Origin of the sequence: Plantactinospora sp. WMMB334 (assembly GCF_049179095.1) — a bacterium.
GTDB lineage: Bacteria > Actinomycetota > Actinomycetes > Mycobacteriales > Micromonosporaceae > Plantactinospora.
Map to the genome: position 1 here is coordinate 6954962 of NZ_JBMHME010000002.1, position 19543 is coordinate 6974504.

Genomic DNA, 19543 nt, shown 5'->3' on the forward strand with positions numbered 1-19543 from the left:
TGCCGGTGCGGCGTCCGCCGCCGCATCCACTCCGGCGCCCGGCTCGACAGTCGGCTCGGTGTCCGACCCAACAGTCGGCTCGGCGTCCGACCCAACAGTCGGCTCGGCGTCCCACTCGGCATGCGGCTCGACGGCAAGCTGTGCCGTGCCGGCCGCCGCCTCGCCGAACAGGCCCGGCAGGGTCGTGCCGTGTGCGGCGCGCAGCTCCGCCAGCCCGATCGTGAACTGGTCGCGGATCTCCAGCTCTTCGCCAGCGGTGTCGGTGACCCCGATGAGGGTCCACGGCACCCCCCGCTCGACACAGAGCGCGGTGAACGCCTTCTCGTGCCCGAGCGGCACCGCGACCATCGCCCGGCCGGCCGACTCGCTGAAGAGGAAGACGAACGGCATCGAGCCGGTGGTGAACTCCTCCGGCAGGGCGATCCGGGCGCCGACGCCGTACCGCAGGGTCGACTCGACGAGCGCCTGCGCCAGGCCGCCGTCCGAGATGTCGTGGGCGGAGCGGAGGTGCCCGACCCGGGTCGCCTCGGCGATCAGCTCGGCGAGGGCGCGCTCGGCCGCCAGGTCGACCCGCGGCGGCACCCCGCCGAGGTGCTGGTGGGCGACCCAGGCCCACTCCGAGCCGGAGAGTTCGAGGCGGGTCTCGCCGAGCACGAAAATCAGGTCGTGGTCGGAGCCGGTGGTCCGGGCGAAGCCCATCGGCACCCGCTGGGTGACGTCGTCCAGCACGCCGAGCACGCCGACGACCGGCGTCGGGTGGATCGCCGCCGCGCCCGTCTGGTTGTAGAAGCTGACATTGCCCCCGGTGACCGGAATGCCCAGCTCGGCGCAGCCGTCGGCGAGCCCGCGTACGGCCTCGGCGAACTGCCACATCACGCCCGGGTCCTCCGGCGAGCCGAAGTTGAGGCAGTCGGTCACCGCGACCGGCTTCGCACCGGTCACCGCCACGTTCCGGTACGCCTCGGCGAGCGCCAGCTTCGCCCCGTGGTACGGGTCGAGCCGGGTGTACCGGCCGTTGCCGTCGACCGAGATGGCGACGCCCAGTCCGGACTGCTCGTCGATCCGGATGATCCCGGCGTCCTCCGGCTGCGCCAGCACGGTGTTGCCGAGCACGTACCGGTCGTACTGCTCGGTCACCCAGGTCTTGTCGCAGAGGTTCGGCGAGGAGATCATCCGCAGCAGGGTCTCCCGGAGCGCCTCCGGGCTGGCCGGCCGGGGCAGCGTCTCGGCCCGGTCCGCCTGCAGCAGGATGAGGTCGGCCGGCTCCCGCATCGGCCGGGCGTAGACCGGGCCGTCGTCCACAAGGGACCCGGGCGGCACGTCGACCACGGGGTGGTCCTGCCAGGTCACCAGCAGCCGCCCCGGCACGGCGGTGCCGTCGGCCGCCGGCCGGGCCGGGGTCACCTCACCGATCGCGCTCGCCGGTACGCCCCATTTTTCGGCGATCCGCAGCACCTCGTCGAGCTTCTCCGGGGCGACGATCAGCAGCATCCGCTCCTGCGACTCGCTGGCCAGGATCTCGTGCGGCTGCATCGACGCCTCGCGCAGCGGCACCCGCTCCAGCCAGACCCGCATCCCCGTGCCCGCGGCGGCGGCGGTCTCGGTCAGCGCGCAGGTCAGCCCGGCACCGCCGAGATCCTGGATGCCGACGACGAGCTGCGCGTCGTACATCTCCAGGCACGCCTCGATGAGCAGCTTCTCCATGAACGGGTCGCCGACCTGCACCGACGGGCGGCGCTGCTCGCTGCCGTCGTCGAAGGTGGCGCTGGCGAGCACGGAGACCCCGCCGATGCCGTCCCGGCCGGTCTTGGCACCGAGCAGCACCACGACGTTGCCCGGCCCGGCGGCGGCCTTGTTCTGCAGTCGCTGCACCGGCAGCACACCGAGGCAGAGCGCGTTGACCAGCGGGTTGCCCTGGTAGCAGGGGTCGAAGACGACTTCGCCGCCGATGTTGGGCAGGCCGAGCGAGTTGCCGTAGGTGCCGATCCCGGCGACCACGCCGGGCAGCACCCGGGCGGTGTCCGGGTGGTCTGCGGCACCGAAGCGCAGCGGGTCCATCACCGCCACCGGCCGGGCGCCCATCGCCAGGATGTCCCGGACGATGCCGCCGACGCCGGTCGCCGCGCCCTGGTGCGGCTCGACGAAGCTCGGGTGGTTGTGCGACTCGACCTTGAACGTCACCGCGAGCTGGTCGGAAATCCGGATCACACCGGCGTTCTCGCCGATCCCGGCGAGCAGCCGGTCGCTCGGCGGCGCCTTCTCGCCGAACTGCCGAAGGTGGACCTTGCTCGACTTGTAGGAGCAGTGCTCGCTCCACATGATCGAATACATCGCCAGCTCGGACTGGGTCGGGCGGCGGTCGAGGATCTGCCGGATCCGGTCGTACTCGTCGTCGCGCAGGCCAAGCTCGGCGTAGGGCTGGAGGTCGCCGGGGGTGGCCGAGGCGTGCGCGACGGTGTCGACGCCGCCCGGGTAGCCGTTCACCGGCAACTCCGCCGGCACGCCCGCCGGCCCGGCCTGGCCGGGCACGGACGGCTCCGGCGGTGCCGGCTGGCCCACGACCTCACTCTGTTCGATCATGCCGGCACTCCCGTGAGGTGCTTGAGGACCGAGGTGAAGAAGCCCAGCCCGTCCAGGGACGGGCCGGTCAGCGCCTCGACGGCGTGCTCCGGGTGCGGCATCAGCCCGACGACGTTGCCGGCCTCGTTGGTGATGCCCGCGATGTCCCGCTGCGACCCGTTCGGGTTGCCGTGCAGATAGCGCGCCACAACCCGGCCGGTCGCCTCCAACTGGTCGAGGGTGCGCTCGTCCGCGACGTAGCAGCCCTCGCCGTTCTTCACCGGGACGAGGATCTCCTGACCCGGCTGGAACGCGTTGGTCCAGGCCGTGCCGGGCGCCTCGATCCGCAGCACCTGGTCGCGGTTGCGGAAGTGCAGGTGCTGGTTGCGGGTCAGGGCTCCGGGGAGAAGGTGCGCCTCGCAGAGGATCTGGAACCCGTTGCAGATGCCGAGCACCGGCAGGCCGTCCCGGGCGGCGGCGGCGATCGACTCCATCACCGGGGCGAACCGCGCGATGGCGCCGCAGCGCAGGTAGTCGCCGTAGGAGAAGCCGCCGGGGAGCACGACGGCGTCGACGCCGTGCAGGTCGGGGTCGTCGTGCCAGAGCGGGACCGCCTCGGCGCCGGCGATCCGGGCCGCCCGGGCCGCGTCGCGGTCGTCGAGCGAGCCGGGGAAGGTCACCACGCCGATCCGGGCGGTCACGGGTTGCCCTCTCCGGCGCCCGCGGCGTCGGCGACCCGGATCGAGAAGTCCTCGATCACGGGGTTGGCCAGCAGCTTGTCCGCGATCTCCCGGGCCCGGTCCAGGTCCGGCTGGCCGGTGAACTCGATCTCGATCCGCCGGCCGATGCGCACGGAGGACACGTCCGTGACTCCGAGCCTCGGCAGCGCATTCGCCACGGCCTGGCCCTGAGGATCGAGAATCTCCGGCTTGAGCATGACGTCGACGACGACGCGAGGCACTGGGCACTCCTGACTGTGTACGCAGTTGGGTGCCGGCCCACGAAAGGGGCGAGCGCAGCCAGCGTACCCGGCCGACCAGCCACTTGACGCACGGGCCGGTCGGTCGACGGACCGGTCGACTCCGGGTGCCCGCCGGAGGGCTCCGGGCGGACCGGAGAGCCGCCGGAGGGGCCGAAACCGGCCGCAGAGGTTCACCCTTGTGAATAGGTGACGAACGGCTTAGCGTGTGGCGTCAAACGTCCGGTTCTCCACTCCGAACGTTGACTGTCCAGATCCGTACGGCGGACATCCCTCCGCCGACGGCGGCTCAACCGACCCGGTGACCCCGGGTAAACCCCCCGGAAGGAGCCCCCCGTGCGTCTTCGCCGAACCCTGGTGATGTTCGCCACCGCCCTGGCCGGCGCGCTCGTCGCGCCGTCCGCCGTCTCCGCCGCCCCCGTGACCCCGTACATCATCGGTGGCGGCACCGTCTCGTCGGCCCCGTGGGCCGCGGCCGTCTTCAGCAACGGCTCGTTCACCTGCTCGGGCACCATCATCGCCGCACGCTGGGTGCTCACCGCCCGGCACTGCGTCAGCGGCACGATGTCGGTCCGGGTGGGCAGCGTCAACCGGTCCTCCGGCGGCGTGACAAGCGGCGTGTCGAGCGCCTACGCCCGCTACGACCTGGCACTGCTCAACCTCTCCACCTCGATCAGCACCAGCTACATGCCGCTGTCCAGCAGCTATCCGCCGGTCAACTCCACCAACTCGATCTACGGCTGGGGCATGACCTGCTACAGCGGCTGCTCGGCGTCCACCACCCTCAAGACCGCCACCGTGCGGGTGACCAGCACCAGCGTCACCGACGCGTACGGCGGGCGGGCGATCCGCAGCAGTCGGATCAACGGCAACGCCTGGCGCGGCGACTCCGGTGGCCCGCAGGTCTACAACGGCGCTCAGGTGGGAGTCGCCTCCACCGCCGACGGGCAGAGCATCCAGAACTACGGCAGCGTCGCCTACAACCGGTCCTGGATCACCTCGGTCGCCGGGGTCTAGTACAGATCCACCCAAACCCTCCTCAGGGGTTCGGCGCGGACGTCCCGGCTGGGTCGGGACGTCCGCGCCGCGCCGTTGGCGGCTCTCCGCGCCGTATCCGGGCGTCGCTGCGGGTATCCGTTCCTCCGCGCTGTTTCCGGGCCCCCGCGCCGTTTCGCAAACTGGGGCGATGTGAACAGCCCTCGCAAAACGGGTGGGGCATGCTCTGCCAGCATCGAAGCTGTGCTGGTCGTGACGACGGATCATCTACCGGGGTACGAGATCCGCGCAGTACTCGGCGAGGTCGTATCTTCCCAGGCCCGGACCCGGAATCCCTACCGGGAAGGGGTCAAGAACCTTCGAGGTGGCGCCTACGATCCCAAGGCGCCCGAGAACCTGACCCGCTGGCGTACCGACGCCGTGCAGAAGTTGGGCGAGGAGGCCACCCGGCTCGGCGCCAACGCGGTGATCGGGATGCGCTTCGACCACCGCGAGGTCGGCGAGATGTGGATGGAGCTCTGCGCGTACGGCACGGCGGTGGTGGCCGTTCGCCAGCCGCCGGAGAAGCCGCCGACCGACCAGCCGAAGGTCGCCGCCGAAACCGCCCACCTCGCCGAGCCGCTGGACTCCGGGGCCATCGCCGAGGCGCCCAGCGCCCCCGACCTCGGCAGCGCCGCCGGCACCCCCACCCCCCGCAACTGATGTGCAAGGAAGGGCCCCCGCTTATCGTTTTCGGTAGAAGAAGGGCCCCCTCCTAACGCACCTCCTGACGGCTCAGCCCGCAGCAGCGGTGTTCGGGGCGGCGGCGGGTCGGAGGAGAGAAGTCAGAGGATCGGGGCCGGGTCGTACGCGGCGGCTTCGGGGTGGGCCGCGACCACCGCGGCGACCCGGTCGGCGACGGCCCTGACCTGCGCGGACGCCGCCCCGGTGAAGCCGGTACGGTCGGCGACCAGCTCATCGATCTCGGCCCGGGTCAGGCCGAGCCGACCGTCGGCGGCGAGCCGGTCGAAGAGATCGTTGTCGGCGGCGCCCTTCTCCCGCATCGCCAGCGCCACCGCCACCGCGTGCTCCTTGATCACCTCGTGCGCGGTCTCCCGCCCGACGCCCCGCCGCACCGCCGCGACCAGGATCTTCGTGGTCGCCAGGAACGGCAGGTAGCGGTCGAGTTCCCGGGCGATCACCGCCGGGTACGCCCCGAACTCGTCCAGCACGGTGAGGAAGGTCTGGAACAGCCCGTCGGCGGCGAAGAACGCGTCCGGCAACGCCACCCGCCGGACGACGGAGCAGGAGACGTCGCCCTCGTTCCACTGGTCCCCGGCGAGCTCGCCGACCATGGACAGGTAACCCCGGATGACCACCGCGAAGCCGTTGACCCGCTCGCTGGACCGGGTGTTCATCTTGTGCGGCATCGCGCTGGAGCCGACCTGGCCGGGCCGGAAACCCTCGGTGGCCAGCTCCTGGCCGACCATCAGCCGGATCGTGGTCGCCAGGCTGCTCGGCGCGGCGGCGGTCTGGGCCAGCGCCGAGATCACGTCGAGGTCGAGGGAGCGGGGGTAGACCTGCCCGACGCTCTCCAGCACCCGCGAGAAGCCGAGGTGCTCGGCGACCCGACGCTCCAGCTCGGCGACCTTGGCCGAGTCACCGTCGAAGAGGTCGAGCTGGTCGGCGGCGGTGCCGACCGGCCCCTTGATGCCGCGCAGCGGATAACGCTCGATCAGGTCGGTCAGCCGCTCGTACCCGATCAGCAGTTCTTCGGCCGCGCTGGCGAACCGCTTGCCCAGCGTGGTCGCCTGGGCGGCGACGTTGTGCGAGCGTCCGGTCATCACCAGGTCGGCGTGCTCGACGGCGAGCCGGGCGAGCCGGGCCAGGGCCGCGACCACCCGGTCCCGGACCAGCTCCAGCGATGCCCGGATCTGGAGCTGCTCGACGTTTTCGGTCAGGTCCCGGGAGGTCATCCCCTTGTGCACCTGTTCGTGCCCGGCCAGTGCGCTGAACTCCTCGATCCGCGCCTTCACGTCGTGCCGGGTGACCTGCTCCCGGGCCGCGATCGAGGCGAGGTCGATGTCGTCCAGCACCCGCTCGTACGCCTCGACCACCCCGTCCGGCACCGGTACGCCGAGATCACGCTGCGCCCGGAGCACGGCGAGCCAGAGCCGCCGTTCCATCCGGATCTTCTCCTCCGGCGACCAGAGGGCGGCCAGCTCGGCCGAGGCGTAGCGGTTGGCGAGGACGTTGGGAATGCCGGTCACCCCGCCATTCTCGACCATCCCGGCATGCGCCGACCGGGCGGGCGAGCGAGCGGGCGAGCGACCCTCGCGGAGAAGCTGGAGCGGGCAGCGGCGGGCTTCGCGGGCGGCGCGGGCGACAGACGCGGCTTGGCCGGATGGCGCCCGGGTCGTCGGCAGGGCGGCAGGGCGGCAGGGCTGCCGGGGCGGCGGCAGGGCCGCAGGGCCGCAGGGCCGCAGGGCCGCAGGGCCGCAGGGCCGCAGGGCCGCAGGCAGGGCGGCAGGGGCGGCGGCAGGTGCTAGTCGGCCCTGCCCGAGCCGGGCGGCTCCGCCTGCGGCGCGGTCGGAAGAGGAGGAGGGTTTGGCGGCAGGGGCGGCGGCCCGGCCGTCTGAGCCGGTGGCGCATACGGCGGGAGCGGCGGAGCGGGCGGCCCATACGGCGGGAACGGCGGACCGGGCGGCGGGAACGGCGGAGCCGGCGGGAACGGCGGAGCCGGCGGGAACAGTGGAGCCGACGAAAACGGCTGGCCGGGCGGCGGAGCCGGCTCCTCCGGCGGCCGGCCCACCCGGATCGCCAGCCGGTCCAGGTAACCGATCTGGATCACGACGAACGCCAACAGGAAGGCGAGGAGCAGCGGAAGCGGCAACACCAGGCTCAGGATGTCGGCGTTCGACGCACCCGGCCGGGACATCGCCATCTGCGCCAGCAGCGGCGCCGGTGCATTTCCCGGGCTGGACGAGACCAGCAGGGGCCAGAACGACTGCTGGGCGTTGAACAACCAGGTCAGCAGGACGGCGGCGGCCAGCATCGGCAGTGCCGGCAGCAGCAGGGTACGGGCGGCGTCGCCACCCGAGCGCCACCTCGGCTGTAGCCCCCGGAACAGCAGGGTGAAGACGAACAGCGCCGGTACGCTGAGCCAGACCGGCGGGATCAGGCCGAGGAACGTGTTGACCAGATCGTTCTCGCTGAGCCGCTTGAAATCGGCGATGGCCAGCGGGCCGATGCCGACGAAAAGCCAGGGTGCGAACGGCAGCAGCAGCAGTTCGCTCCACCGGCCGAGCGGACGCAGCGCGCCGATGCCGAAGCCGGCCAGCGCCGCCAACCCGACCGACACCAGCGCCGATGCGAGCGGCGGCAGCCAGGTGTTGAGCAGGACCCGCAGCGTGTCGGACCCGTTTGGCAGGTCCGGGCTGCCGACCGCGTGTCGCAGCCAGGGAACGGACGCCCAGCCGACGACGACGAGCAGGACGACCAGCGCCGCGACGACGATCCCGAGGAGAAGGCCGGACGACCTGGGCCCAGCGCCGGCGGCCAACCCGGGAGCGCCGACGGGACCGGACATGCCAGCAGGCCCGGGCGGGGCCGGCGATGGCCCGGGCGGCCGTTCCCGCCAGCCGTCGAAGTCGATCCGGGTACGGCTGGCCAGCAGCAGTCCGGTCGCGACGAGCCCGAGCACGCCGAGCATGACCAGCAGCAGCGTGGAGGATGCGGCGGCAACTCCCAGCCGCAGCGTGGCGAAGCCGACCCGTACGACCCCGAGCACCGGCGTGGTGGTGGAACGGTCCGGACCGCCGCCGGTGAGCACCGCCGGCGCGGTGTAGATCTGTAGCGCCACGGCGAGAACGGCCAGGCCGACGAAGCCGGCGACGGTGAGCAGGGCCGGGGCCGGCCAGCGTCCCGGCTCCCGTCGGCGCAGCGCACTCAGGAACGCCGTCGCGGCGACCGCGACCACCAGCCCGAACGAGGTTGCCGCGACAACTCCGATCAGCTCCAACCGTGCGCCGTCCACGGGCGGACCCGGGTCGTTGCGGTGCAGCTGCCAGCCGAGGAAGATCGCGACCGGCGCGTAGGCGGCGACCGGCAGGGCCAGTACGGCCCGGGTCAGCAGCCGGGCCAGCCGGCCGGCCCGGTCGGCGACGAGCGCCAGCAGTGGTGCGACCACCAGGGCGAACGCCAGGGGCAGCAGGGCGAGCAGCAGGGTCAGACCGATCTGGCTCAGGAACCCGTCCTCGAAGATCGTCCGATAGTTCTCGACACCGGCCGACCGTGGCGTCCGGACCAGGTCCTCCTGCCGGAAGCTCGTGAAGACCGTGGAGAAGGTCGGTACGACGTACGACCAGACCAGCGCGACCAGCGCGGGCAGCAGCAGCGCCAGCCCGAGTAGTAACGGGCCCGCCGAGCCGGCGCCGGCCCGCCGGGGCGGGTACTGCGCTCCCTGCCGCAACGGATACTGCGCGCCGGCCTGTTGGGGCGGATACTGCCCGGTGGATGGAAACTGCCCCGTCCCGATCGACCGCTCTGGATAGCCCATTCCCCGCATGCCCCCGCTCGACTCGCCAGGTCATCGCGACCGTATCGATCGTCGCTCCGACGCGCGAGAAAGCCCACACGAACGCTCAGAGGTTGCCGATTCCGGCAATCCCGGATCAGCGGACGCCGCCTAGGGTGCCGCCGCCACCGAGGACCCGGGAGACGACGGCACTCCAGGAGACGACGGCTCGGCGCCGGCTGAGGGCTCGGCGCCGGCTGAGGGCTCGACGGCGGTCGGGGGCTCGGCGGAGAGGTGGCGTACGCCGGGGTCGGCGAGCATGCCGAGCACCGCGACCAGGATGATCCCGGCCGCGACCAGCAGGGTGGTCTCGTATCCGAGCTCCTCGGCAACCGGACCGATCGCGATCTGCCCGAGCGGGATCGCCAGGAACGAGCCGAGCGCGTCGTACGAGTAGACCCGGGCGAGCCGGTCGGCAGGGATGTTCTGCTGCATCGAGGTCTCCCAGGCGACCGCGAACTGCTCCATCGCCACCCCGGCGACGAAGGCGGCGACGACCAGCACGGCAACCAAGGGTGCCCAGGCCAGCCCGACCACCAGTGGCACGTCGGCAAACATGCAGAGCACCCCGACCAGCAGCAGCCGGCGTACCCGCAACCGCAGCGCGACGAGGGCGCCGACCACCATCCCGCCGGTCTGGACGGCGAGCACCAGGCCCCAGGCCGGACGGCCGATGGTCTCGTCGGCGACGGCCGGACCGAGCACGTTGACGGAGCTGGCGTAGGCGAAGTTGAAGAGCAGGAAGCCGAGCACCACCACCCAGACCCAGGAGCGGGCGACGAACTCGGTCCAGCCCTCGCGCAACTCCCGGAACGGGTTGGTCCGTTCGACGGCCCGGCGGGCGAGCGGGGCGACCCGTACCCCGGCGAACGCCAGCCCGGCCAGCGCGAAGGTCGCGGCGTCGACGAGCAGGCCCCAGCCCGGCCCCACGCCCGCGACCAGCACGCCGGCCAGCGACGCGCCGCCGATCATTGCCGCGTTGGTGCCGAGCCGGTTCAGTGCGTTGGCCGACCGGAGCAACTCGGCCGGCACGGTCTGCGGGACGAGGGCGGCGGCGGCCGGCCAGGCGAAGGCGGCCAGTACGCCGTTAAGCGCGCTGAGCGCGACCAGCGCCGGGATCGTCGCGGTACCGGTGAGGACCAGCGCCGCGACCGCACCCTGGGTGGCGGCGGCGAGCGTGCAGGAGACCACCATCACCGCCTGCCGGGGCAACCGGTCGGCCAGTACCCCGCCGAAGAGCAGGAAGAGGACGTGGGTCAGCGACCGGGCGCCGACCACCAGGCCCAGGTCGCGGACGCTGCCGGTGAGGTCGAGTACGGCGAAGGCGAGCGCGATCGGCGCGACCGCGTTGCCGAGCATGGTGGCGGCCCGGCCCATCGCCAGGTAGCGGAACGGCCGGTGCCGCAGCGGCGCCAGGACTGCTTCACGGGTACGCACCGAGTTCACTCCTCCATCCGGAACAGTGCGACGGTGGCGCTCACCCGGGAGGTGCCGGGAGTGCGCGGGGGTTTGGCTGCGGCGTGCAGCCGGGCCGACGCCTCGGCGATGGTGTCGCGGATCTCGGCCCAGGTCTCGGCGTCGACCCAGAACTCGGCGTCGGTGAGGAAGTTGCCGGGTCCGCGGCGGACCTGGGCGGCGCGACGGCGCAGCTCGGCGGCGAGCGCGGCGTAGAGCAGTCGAGGGTCGGGGGCCGCTTCGCCGGCCGTGGCCTCGGGCGTCCCGGCCGCCTGCCCCGGCCGCCAGTCGAAGTCGCGGGACGCGTCGTAGCGGTAACGCTTCGCGGTGCCGCCCCGGATTCGTTCCTCGCCGGCTACCTCGATCATGTTGGCGGCCAGCAGGTGCCGCAGGTGGTAGCTGGCGTTGGCGTGGGTCAGGTCAAGCTCACGGGCGATCTCGGCGGCGGTCAGCGCTGACGCGGTGAGCAGGGACAGGATTCGCAGCCGGATCGGGTGGGCCAGTGCGCGGAGCCGGGCCGTGGCGTCCACCGCCGGATCGCCCTGCGGATCCGGCGTGCCGCCGACGCCCGGCTCCGGGCCATCAACTCCCAAAGACATGTTTGGGAGTGTACGAGCCCCGCACACAACTATCAAACATTTGTTGGGCGGTCAGCTCGACCCCCTCCACCAGGACGACGGCTTCTGGTCACCTGGACACCAGCGGCGTTATGGCCAGGCGATAACGCCTCTGGTGTCCAGGTGAGGATCCGGAGTCGGTCGGCAGTGGGCGGGATCAGCGGTCCAGGATGGCCACCACGCCCTGACCGCCGGCCGCGCAGATCGAGATCAGCCCGCGCCCCGAGCCGCGCTCGGCGAGCAGCTTGGCCAGGGTCGCGACGATCCGGCCGCCGGTCGCGGCGAACGGGTGTCCGGCGGCCAGCGACGAACCGTTGACGTTCAGCTTCGCCCGGTCGATCGCGCCCAGCGGGGCGTCCAGCCCCAGCTTCTCCTTGCAGAACTCCGGCGACTCCCAGGCGGCGAGGGTCGCCAGCACCTGCGAGGCGAACGCCTCGTGGATTTCGTAGTAGTCGAAGTCGGCCAACGCCAGCCCGGTCCGGGCGAGCAGCCGGGGGACGGCGTACGCGGGAGCCATCAACAGCCCCTCGTCGCCGTGCACGAAGTCGACCGCAGCCGTGGCTGACGGGCCGAACCAGGCCAGCACCGGCAGGTGGTGCGCCTCGGCCCACTCCTCGGAGGCGAGCAGCACGGTCGACGCCCCGTCGGTCAGCGGGGAGGAGTTGCCGGCGGTCATGGTCGCCTGCTCGGTGTCGGGCCCACGGTTGCCGAAGACCGGCTTCAGCCTGCCGAGCTTCTCCACATCGGTGTCCGGCCGGAGGTTCTGGTCCCGGGTCAGCCCGAGATACGGCGTGAGCAGGTCGTCGAAGAAGCCGCGCTCGTACGCGGCGGCGAGCCGCTGGTGCGAGCGGACCGCGAACTCGTCCTGGGCCTGACGGTCGACGTTCCACCGCCGGGCGGTGATCGCCGCGTGCTCACCCATCGACAGCCCGGTACGCGGCTCGGCGTTGCGCGGGATCTCCGGCCGGAACGGCTGGGCCGGGCGCAGCCGGGCGGCGGCCTTCATGCGCCCGCCGAGGCTCCGGGCGGCGTTGATCTCCAGCAGGGTCCGCCGCAGTTCCTCGTTGACCGCCAACGGAGCGTCCGAGGTGGTGTCCACCCCGCCCGCGACGCCGACCTCGAGCTGGCCGAGCGCGATCTTGTTGGCGACCAGGATCGCCGCCTCCAGGCCGGTGCCGCAGGCCTGCTGGAGGTCGTACGCCGGGGTACGCGGGTCGAGGCGCGAGCCGAGTACCACCTCACGGGTGAGGTTGAAGTCCCTGGAGTGTTTGAGCACCGCACCGGCGACCACCTCGCCGAGCCGCTCACCGGCCAGGCCGAACCGGGCGATCAGCCCGTCCAGGGCGGCCGCCAGCATGTCCTGGTTGGACGCCTTGGCGTACCGCCCCTGCGACCGGGCGAACGGGATCCGGTTGCCTCCGATGACCGCGACACGGCGTACGGCTGTCATGGTGACACCTCCAGAACGCAGGGTTGTTCATACCTTACCCGCGAGTAGGCTACGACCATGAGCGACAGGTACGCGAGCTTCGCCCATACCGCACCCGGCCGGGCGCTGGTCAAGCGCCTCGGCCTGCCCGACCCGCCCCGGCTGCGCCGGTACCACCCCGGCGATCCGCTGACCCACGGCCCGGTACGCCTCGACGCGGCTCCCGGCGGTCGCCTGGTCGAACCGCTGGCCAAGCTGCTCACCTCGGCCGGCGTCGAGATCTCCGATCCGAACACCACCCCCGTCGGGCCCGACGGCACGGCCCGACCCGACGGTAGCGACGGGGATCGAACGCCGCGCCAGGCCGCCCTCCTCTTCGACGCCACCGGGATCACCGACTCGTCCGGGCTGCGGGCACTCTTCGACTTCTTCCACCCGCTGGCCCGGGCCCTGTATCCGTCCGGCCGGGTGATGGTCTTCGGTACCCCGCCCGAGTCCTGCGCCTCGGTCCGGGAGGCGACCGCCCAGCGCGCACTGGAGGGACTGACCCGCAGCATCGGCAAGGAGTTCCGCCGGGGCATCACCGCACAGCTCGTCCACGTCGCACCCGGCGCCGAACGGGCCGTCGAGTCGACCGTGCGCTTCCTGCTCTCCGGCCGCTCGGCCTACGTCTCCGGGCAGGTGATCCGGATCGGTCCGGCCGAGGTCCCGGAGGTCGACTGGACCCGCCCGCTGGAGGGCCGGACAGCGCTGGTCACCGGGGCCGCCCGGGGGATCGGGGCGACGCTCGCCGAGGTCCTGGCGGCCGACGGCGCCAGGGTGGTCGCGCTGGACGTGCCGGACGCCGGTGACGCCCTCGCCCGGGTGGCCAACGCCGTCGGCGGTACGGCGGTGCAGCTCGACCTGACCGCACCGGACGCGCCGCTGAGGCTCGCCGACCACCTGGCCGACCGGCACGGCCGGGTCGACATCGTCGTGCACAACGCCGGGATCACCCGGGACAAGACGCTCGGCCGGATGACGCCGGACCGGTGGGACTCGGTCCTGGAGGTCAACCTCTCCAGCCAGGAACGGATCAACGACGTGCTGCTGGACCGTGACCTGATCCCGCGCGGCGGGCGGCTGATCGGGGTCTCCTCGATCGCCGGGATCGCCGGCAACCTCGGGCAGACCAACTACGCCACTTCCAAGGCGGGGGTGATCGGCCTGGTGCAGTCGATGGCTCCGGTGCTGGCCGACCGTGGCATCACCGTGAACGCGGTCGCGCCGGGCTTCATCGAGACCCGGCTGACCGCCCGGATTCCACTGGTGATCCGGGAGGTGGGCCGGCGGATGAACAGCATGGCGCAGGGCGGGCTGCCGGTCGACGTCGCGCAGACGATCGCCTGGCTGGCCTCGCCCGGCTCGGCGGGAATCACCGGAAACGTGGTGCGGGTCTGCGGCCAGAGCCTGCTGGGGGCCTGATGAACGAGCAGCCGCAGCCCGAGGACGGGGCCGAAGGGCCGGGCTCAGCCGCCGAGGACGTAGCCGGCAGGCCGGACTCAGCCGCCGAGGACGTAGCCGGCAGGCCGGACTCAGCCGCCGAGGACGTAGCCGGCAGGCCGGACTCAGCCGCCGAGGACGTAGCCGGTGACGTGCCGGCAGGGTCCGAGGTGGAGCTGGCGACGGTGCCGGCCGCCGGGCCGCTCTACCGCCGGGCGGCCATCGGGCTGGCCCCGGGGCTCGGCCCGGCCCGGCGCGCCGGCCGGCTCCCTGCGACCGAACTGCTGGTCCGGGGGGTCGTCGTCGACCGTGAACACCTGGCCGCGTACGACCGGGTGTGCGGATTCCGGCTCTGCGACGCGCTGCCGGCGACCTATCCGCACGTGCTCGCCTTTCCGCTGGCCCTGCACCTGATGAGTGCGCCGGAGTTTCCGCTGCCCCTGGTCGGGCTGGTGCACGTGGCCAACCGGATCACCACGTACCGCCGGATGGACGCGGCCGAGCCGCTGGACCTCTCGGTACGCGCCGTCGACCTGCGCCCGCACGACCGGGGCCGGCAGTTCGACGTGGTCTGCACCGCCTCGTCGGGCGGGGACGTGGTGTGGCGCGGGCTGTCGACGTACCTGCGGCGGGAGCGTACGGCGCGGGAGGGTGCCCGGCGCGACCCGGGTGAGCGTCCGGCACCGCCGGCCCCGACCGGACTGTGGCGGGTGCCGTCCCGGGTGGGCCGGGACTACGCCCGGGTCTCCGGAGACCACAACCCGATCCACACCTCCCGGATCGCCGCCCGGCTCTTCGGCTTCGCCCGTCCCATCGCGCACGGCATGTGGAGCAAGGCACGCTGCCTCGCCGCCCTGGAGGGGCGGCTCCCCGACGCGTACACGGTGGACGTCGCGTTCAAGGCGCCGCTGCCGCTGCCCGGCACGGTAGCCTTCTCCGCCGCCGAGGGCTGGACCTTCGGCCTGCACGACTCGTCGCGCGACCGCCCGTACCTGGTCGGCGAGGCGACCCCGGCGACACCCTGAGCGGGGCCGACCGCCGAGCCGGCCGACCGCCGAGCCGAGCGACCGCCGAGCCGAGCGACCGCCGAGCCGATGGGCCAGGATCGCGGCGTGCCGCCGGCCCGAACCGGACTGATCACCCTCTCTGGCCAAGCCCGACAGAGGGAACATACATCGAGATTTGACATTGACACGGACAGTCCGTATCGATAGTCTTCGTTCGATATCGGAAAGCGCTTTCCAGCAGACCGTCCCCGGTGTGGCCGGCAGCCCTCGGCCGTACCGTCCACTCACCGCTGGCGGCGTCCGCGTCCCACCCGCGACTCGGCCGCCGGGGTGGACCACTTCCGCTCGGAGGTTCCCTGTGTCCAGCACCGAAGCCACCACCCGCGGCACCCGGCGGCTCATCCGGGTCCCGCTGCTCGCCGCGGCCACCGCCGCAACGCTCGCCGCCAGTAGCCTGGTCGCGATGCCGAGCGCCTCGGCCGCCTCGTTCAACCTGGAGGGTTGGGCCACCCAGTGCGGCGGCACCACCGGCGGCGGCAGCGCCTCCCCGGTGACGGTCAGCGACGCCAACGGCCTGATCAGCAACATGCAGGCCAGCGGCGCCCGGGTGATCCGGTTCTCCGGCACCATCTCGCTCAGCGGCATGCAGAAGGTCGCCGCCAACAAGACGATCATCGGGGTCGGCGCCAGTGCCACCATCACCGGCGGCGGGCTCAACGTCGCCAGCGTCAGCAACGTCGTCATCCGGAACATCAACTTCCGGAACTGGAGCGACGACGCGATCAACGTGCAGTATTCGACCAGGGTCTGGATCGACCACAACAACTTCAGCAACGGCTACGACGGTGCCGTCGACATCAAGCGCAGCTCCGACTGCGCCACCGTCTCCTGGAACCGGGTCTTCAGCCACGACAAGTCGTTCCTGCTCGGCCACTCCGACAGCAACTCCGGCGAGGACGTCGGGCGACTGCGGGTGTCGTACCACCACAACTGGTTCGACGGGTCGAACCAGCGGCACCCCCGGGTCCGGTTCGGCAACCCGGTGCACGTCTACAACAACTTCTACCGGGGCAACGGCGGCTACGGGGTCGCCTCGACCTGCAACGCGGGCGTCCTCGTCGAGGGCAACTACTTCGAGAACGTCGACGACCCGTACCACCGGGGTGAGGGCAGCTCGCCGGTCGGCGGCCTGGTCGCCCGCAACAACCACTTCGTGAACTCCGGCTCGGGCCAGACCGGCGGCAGCGTCGCCGGCATCCCGTACGGCTACAGCCTCGACCCGGCCGCCAACGTCAAGTCGATCGTCACCGGCGGCGCCGGCACCGGCCGGATCTGAGCGGCGGCACGGCGTCGGCCGCCGGGCCGACCCGAGCCCACCCGAGCCCGCGGTGACGTCCCGGGTGCTCCGGTCCTCCGAGACCGGAGCACCCGTCACCTTCTTGATCGTCTCCGGCCGGCACGTGGGCGGAGAAGGCGGGGATCCTCAGCCGCCCGTCTCGTGGCCCGGTCGCCCGGCGGGCCGGTGGTACCGACGGCCGGCCAGGGCCTGCCCGGCGATACCGACCCGGGCCAGGGCCAGCAGGCCGGCCAGGACGGCCACCGCCAGACCGCGTCACCGACATCCGGCGCGGAGAGCCGCGGCGACGGTCCGGCGACGCGTGCCGTACCCGGCCGGGCCGGCGCCGGTGTCCGAGCGGACACGGTGGCACGCCGACGCGTCAGGCCGGGAACCCTCCTCGGCCGGGAGCGATGAAGGGTGGTCCCTCCGCGCACAGCTGAGCGGCGAGGGTGTCGGGGTCGGCGTCGGGGTGGTCGGCCAGCCAGTCGGCGACCGACTCCGCGGCACCGACCAGGGCGTACGCCATGACCTCCAGCTCGGCCACCCCGACCTCACGGCCGTCGGCGGCCAGCCCTCGGCCGAGCATTCCCGCCACGACCTCGATGATCCGGTTGCGCATCGCCGCCAGCTCGCCGGCGAAGGGCCGCTCGCCCCGGGCCTGCCGGTAGAGGACCGCCCAGCCGTCGCGGTGCGTCCCGACGAACCGGAAGAACGCCCGTAGACCCCGGTGGAGCCGCTCCTCGAAGGGCAGGTCGGGCACGACGGCGTCGACGATCGCCTCCATCAGCCGGGTCCCCTCGCGATGCAGGCAGGCGATGAAGAGCTCCTCCTTGGAGCCCAGGTAGGCGTAGACCATGGGCTTGGAGATGCGGGCCCCGTCGGCGATCTCGTCCATGCTCGCCGCGTGGAAGCCGCGCCGGGAGAAGATCTTCACGGCGGCGTCGAGCATCTGCTGCACCCGGACAGCCCGGGGCAGCCGCCGGAAGGCGGGCGTGGTGGACACCCTTGTCAGCTTACCTACTCGCACGTAGGGTTACGCACGAGTAACCTGACTGGGTACCCGTCGACGTTGACCGGACGCCGACCGACCAGCGGCAACCACCAGCAGCCTGGAGGGCCCCCTGCCATGACCGACTTCGACCCGGCGACCTTCTTCTCGCTCGAGCCCAGGCAGTTCGCCCAGATCGTGAAGTCCACCCCGGATGACAAGCTGGCCGAGGTGATGAGCAGCGACCTGCGCGGCAAGGTTCTCGACGCGACGTTCACCCGGATGCCGACGCTCTTCCGGGCCGACCGGGCCGGCAACACCAACACGATCATCCACTGGACCGTCACCGGCCGGCCGGACGGCGGCTCCGACACCTACGAGATCGTCATCGAGAACGGGACCTGCCAGGTCTCGGACACCCCGCAGCGGGAGCCGAAGCTGACCCTGACGATGGGGCCGGTCGAGTTCCTGAAGGTCGTCTCCGGGAGCGCCAACCCGGTGATGATGTTCATGACGGGCAAACTGAAGGCAAAGGGCGACCTGGGGCTGGCGGCGAACATCGCCAACCTCTTCGACATCCCGAAGGCCTGACCTCCGGTACGGCATCTTCCCGTACGGACAAAGGACCTGATCCCCGACGAACGAGAGAAGGCGGCGGCGTGAGCGAGTTCTCGCTCGACCTGAACGAAGAGCAGCGGGATCTGCGCGACTGGGTGCACGGCTTCGCCGCCGAGGTCGTGCGCCCGGCCGCCGCCGAGTGGGACGCCCGCGAGGAGACCCCGTGGCCGGTGATCCAGGAGGCGGCGAAGGTCGGTCTCTACGGTTTCGAGTTCATCGCGAACTGCTGGGCCGACCCGAGCGGCCTCTCCCTGCCACTCGCCAGTGAGGAACTCTTCTGGGGCGACGCGGGCATCGGATTGTCGATCTTCGGCACCACGCTGGCGGTGGCCGCGATCTACGGCACCGGCACCCCCGAGCAGCTCCTCGAATGGGTGCCGCAGTGCTTCGGCGACACCGACCGGCCGGCCGTCGCGGCGTTCTGCAGCACCGAGCCGGAGGCGGGATCCGATGTCGCCGCCATGCGCACCCGGGCCCGCTACGACGCCGCCACCGACGAGTGGGTGCTCTCCGGGCAGAAGGCGTACGCCACCAACGGCGGGATCGCCGCCGTGCACGTGGTGACCGCCTCGGTGGAGCCGGAACTCGGCGCCCGGGGCCAGGCCGCCTTCGTGGTCCCGCCCGGCACCGCCGGGCTGGCCGCGACGAAGAAGCTGCGCAAGCTGGGCCTGCGCGCCTCGCACACCGCCGACGTCTTCCTGGACGAGGTACGCGTGCCGGGGCGCTGCCTGCTCGGCGGGCACGACGCGCTGCGTGAACGGCTCGACCGGGCCCGCTCCGGCCAGCGCGGCAGCGGCCAGGCGGCGATGCGTACCTTCGAACTCTCCCGGCCCACCGTCGGGGCGCAGGCGATCGGAATCGCCCGGGCCGCCTACGAGTACGCCCTGGCGTACGCGGGCGAGCGGGTCCAGTTCGGCCGCCCGATCATCGACAACCAGGCGATCGCGTTCCAGCTCGCGGACATGCGGATGGAGATCGACGCCGCCCGGCTGCTGGTCTGGCGGGCGGCCTGGATGGGCCGCAACAACCGCCCGTTCACCGCGGGCGAGGGCTCGATGTCGAAGCTCAAGGCCGGCGAGGTGGCGGTGTCGGTCACCGAACGGGCCGTGCAGATCCTCGGCGGGGCCGGATTCCTGCGCGAGCATCCGGTGGAGCGCTGGTACCGGGACGCCAAGATCTACACCATCTTCGAGGGCACCTCGGAGATCCAGCGGCTGGTGATCTCCCGGGCCATCTCCGGGCGTCAGATCCGCTGACTCGGCGTACGCCGGCTCGCCTCCCGGACCTGGGACGACACACAGCGGAGCCTTCCTTGCCCTCGGATCTCGCGTTTCTGGTTGCCACCCTGACCCGCCGTGGCCTGCTGAAGCCCGGTGCGGCACGGCGGATCGCGGCACAGCTCGGCGCGCTGCGGAACTGGGGCTTCAGCCTCGCCGGGGAGCTGCGCCAGGCGGCCGCCCGGGATCCGGACCGGACCGCGCTGATCGACGAGGAACTGGGTGAGATCAGCTACCGGGAG

Annotated in this window: 15 protein-coding genes and 1 pseudogene; 7 read left to right on the forward strand and 9 right to left on the reverse strand. The window is 72.3% G+C overall.

From position 1 onward, the window contains the following. Window positions 1-3 precede the first annotated feature (3 nt). From purL to purS, 3 genes and pseudogenes are all read right to left on the reverse strand, one after another. A pseudogene (gene purL, locus ACN27G_RS30215) lies at window positions 4-2580 on the reverse strand (phosphoribosylformylglycinamidine synthase subunit PurL); the annotation flags it as partial. After that, a complete protein-coding gene (purQ, locus tag ACN27G_RS30220) occupies window positions 2577-3260 on the reverse strand; it encodes a phosphoribosylformylglycinamidine synthase subunit PurQ (protein WP_421496085.1) in 684 nt (227 codons plus the stop codon). The gene purQ and the pseudogene purL, both read right to left, overlap by 4 nt. After that, on the reverse strand, window positions 3257-3520 hold the full coding sequence (purS, locus tag ACN27G_RS30225; protein ID WP_421496086.1) for a phosphoribosylformylglycinamidine synthase subunit PurS: 264 nt from the start codon (window positions 3518-3520) through the stop codon (window positions 3257-3259). The genes purQ and purS overlap by 4 nt, the downstream gene beginning before the upstream one ends. Window positions 3521-3898: 378 nt before the next feature. Between purS and ACN27G_RS30230 the strand changes: the two genes are divergently transcribed. Together ACN27G_RS30230 and ACN27G_RS30235 are read left to right on the forward strand one after the other, a co-directional pair. Then, a complete protein-coding gene (locus ACN27G_RS30230) occupies window positions 3899-4555 on the forward strand; it encodes a S1 family peptidase (protein ID WP_421497510.1) in 657 nt (218 codons plus the stop codon). A 171-nt stretch (window positions 4556-4726) separates the two neighbouring features. Next, the gene (locus tag ACN27G_RS30235; RefSeq protein ID WP_421496087.1) at window positions 4727-5236 is read left to right on the forward strand and encodes a YbjQ family protein; all 510 of its coding nucleotides are present in this window, start codon (window positions 4727-4729) and stop codon (window positions 5234-5236) included. A 122-nt stretch (window positions 5237-5358) separates the two neighbouring features. On the opposite strand, the gene purB is transcribed toward ACN27G_RS30235, so the two are convergent. The 5 genes from purB to ACN27G_RS30260 all read right to left on the reverse strand — a co-directional run bounded on the left by purB (window position 5359) and on the right by ACN27G_RS30260 (window position 12611). Further along, a complete protein-coding gene (gene purB / locus ACN27G_RS30240; protein WP_421496088.1) occupies window positions 5359-6783 on the reverse strand; it encodes an adenylosuccinate lyase in 1425 nt (474 codons plus the stop codon). A gap of 275 nt (window positions 6784-7058) precedes the next feature. Next, window positions 7059-9071 carry a sugar ABC transporter permease gene (locus ACN27G_RS30245; protein WP_421496089.1) on the reverse strand — a complete coding sequence of 671 codons (2013 nt, stop codon included), beginning with the start codon at window positions 9069-9071 and terminating at the stop codon, window positions 7059-7061. A 129-nt stretch (window positions 9072-9200) separates the two neighbouring features. Beyond that, window positions 9201-10526, reverse strand: a complete 1326-nt coding sequence (locus ACN27G_RS30250) for an MFS transporter (RefSeq protein WP_421496090.1) — start codon at window positions 10524-10526, stop codon at window positions 9201-9203. 5 nt (window positions 10527-10531) lie between these two features. Continuing rightward, on the reverse strand, window positions 10532-11143 hold the full coding sequence (locus tag ACN27G_RS30255) for an ArsR/SmtB family transcription factor (protein WP_421496091.1): 612 nt from the start codon (window positions 11141-11143) through the stop codon (window positions 10532-10534). 175 nt (window positions 11144-11318) lie between these two features. Continuing rightward, window positions 11319-12611 carry an acetyl-CoA C-acetyltransferase gene (locus ACN27G_RS30260; RefSeq protein WP_421496092.1) on the reverse strand — a complete coding sequence of 431 codons (1293 nt, stop codon included), beginning with the start codon at window positions 12609-12611 and terminating at the stop codon, window positions 11319-11321. Window positions 12612-12668: 57 nt separating this feature from the next. Here ACN27G_RS30260 and ACN27G_RS30265 point away from each other — a divergent pair, with 57 nt between their 5' ends. From ACN27G_RS30265 to ACN27G_RS30275, 3 genes are all read left to right on the forward strand, one after another. Continuing rightward, complete coding sequence (locus ACN27G_RS30265; protein ID WP_421496093.1) at window positions 12669-14054, forward strand: 3-oxoacyl-ACP reductase; 1386 nt, start codon at window positions 12669-12671, stop codon at window positions 14052-14054. Then, complete coding sequence (locus tag ACN27G_RS30270; protein WP_421496094.1) at window positions 14054-15097, forward strand: MaoC/PaaZ C-terminal domain-containing protein; 1044 nt, start codon at window positions 14054-14056, stop codon at window positions 15095-15097. Before ACN27G_RS30265 ends, ACN27G_RS30270 begins: the two co-directional genes overlap by 1 nt. A 445-nt stretch (window positions 15098-15542) precedes the next feature. Further along, window positions 15543-16415 (forward strand): pectate lyase family protein, encoded by an 873-nt coding sequence (locus ACN27G_RS30275; RefSeq protein ID WP_421497511.1) that lies wholly within the window; start codon window positions 15543-15545, stop codon window positions 16413-16415. Between the two features lie 382 nt (window positions 16416-16797). Here the strand turns inward: ACN27G_RS30275 and ACN27G_RS30280 are convergent, their stop codons facing one another. Further along, on the reverse strand, window positions 16798-17421 hold the full coding sequence (locus ACN27G_RS30280) for a TetR family transcriptional regulator (protein WP_421496095.1): 624 nt from the start codon (window positions 17419-17421) through the stop codon (window positions 16798-16800). Window positions 17422-17544: 123 nt separating this feature from the next. Here ACN27G_RS30280 and ACN27G_RS30285 point away from each other — a divergent pair, with 123 nt between their 5' ends. After that, a complete protein-coding gene (locus ACN27G_RS30285) occupies window positions 17545-17997 on the forward strand; it encodes an SCP2 sterol-binding domain-containing protein (RefSeq protein ID WP_421496096.1) in 453 nt (150 codons plus the stop codon). 68 nt (window positions 17998-18065) lie between these two features. Then, window positions 18066-19280 (forward strand): acyl-CoA dehydrogenase family protein, encoded by a 1215-nt coding sequence (locus ACN27G_RS30290; protein ID WP_421496097.1) that lies wholly within the window; start codon window positions 18066-18068, stop codon window positions 19278-19280. The last annotated feature ends 263 nt before the right edge of the window (window positions 19281-19543 follow it).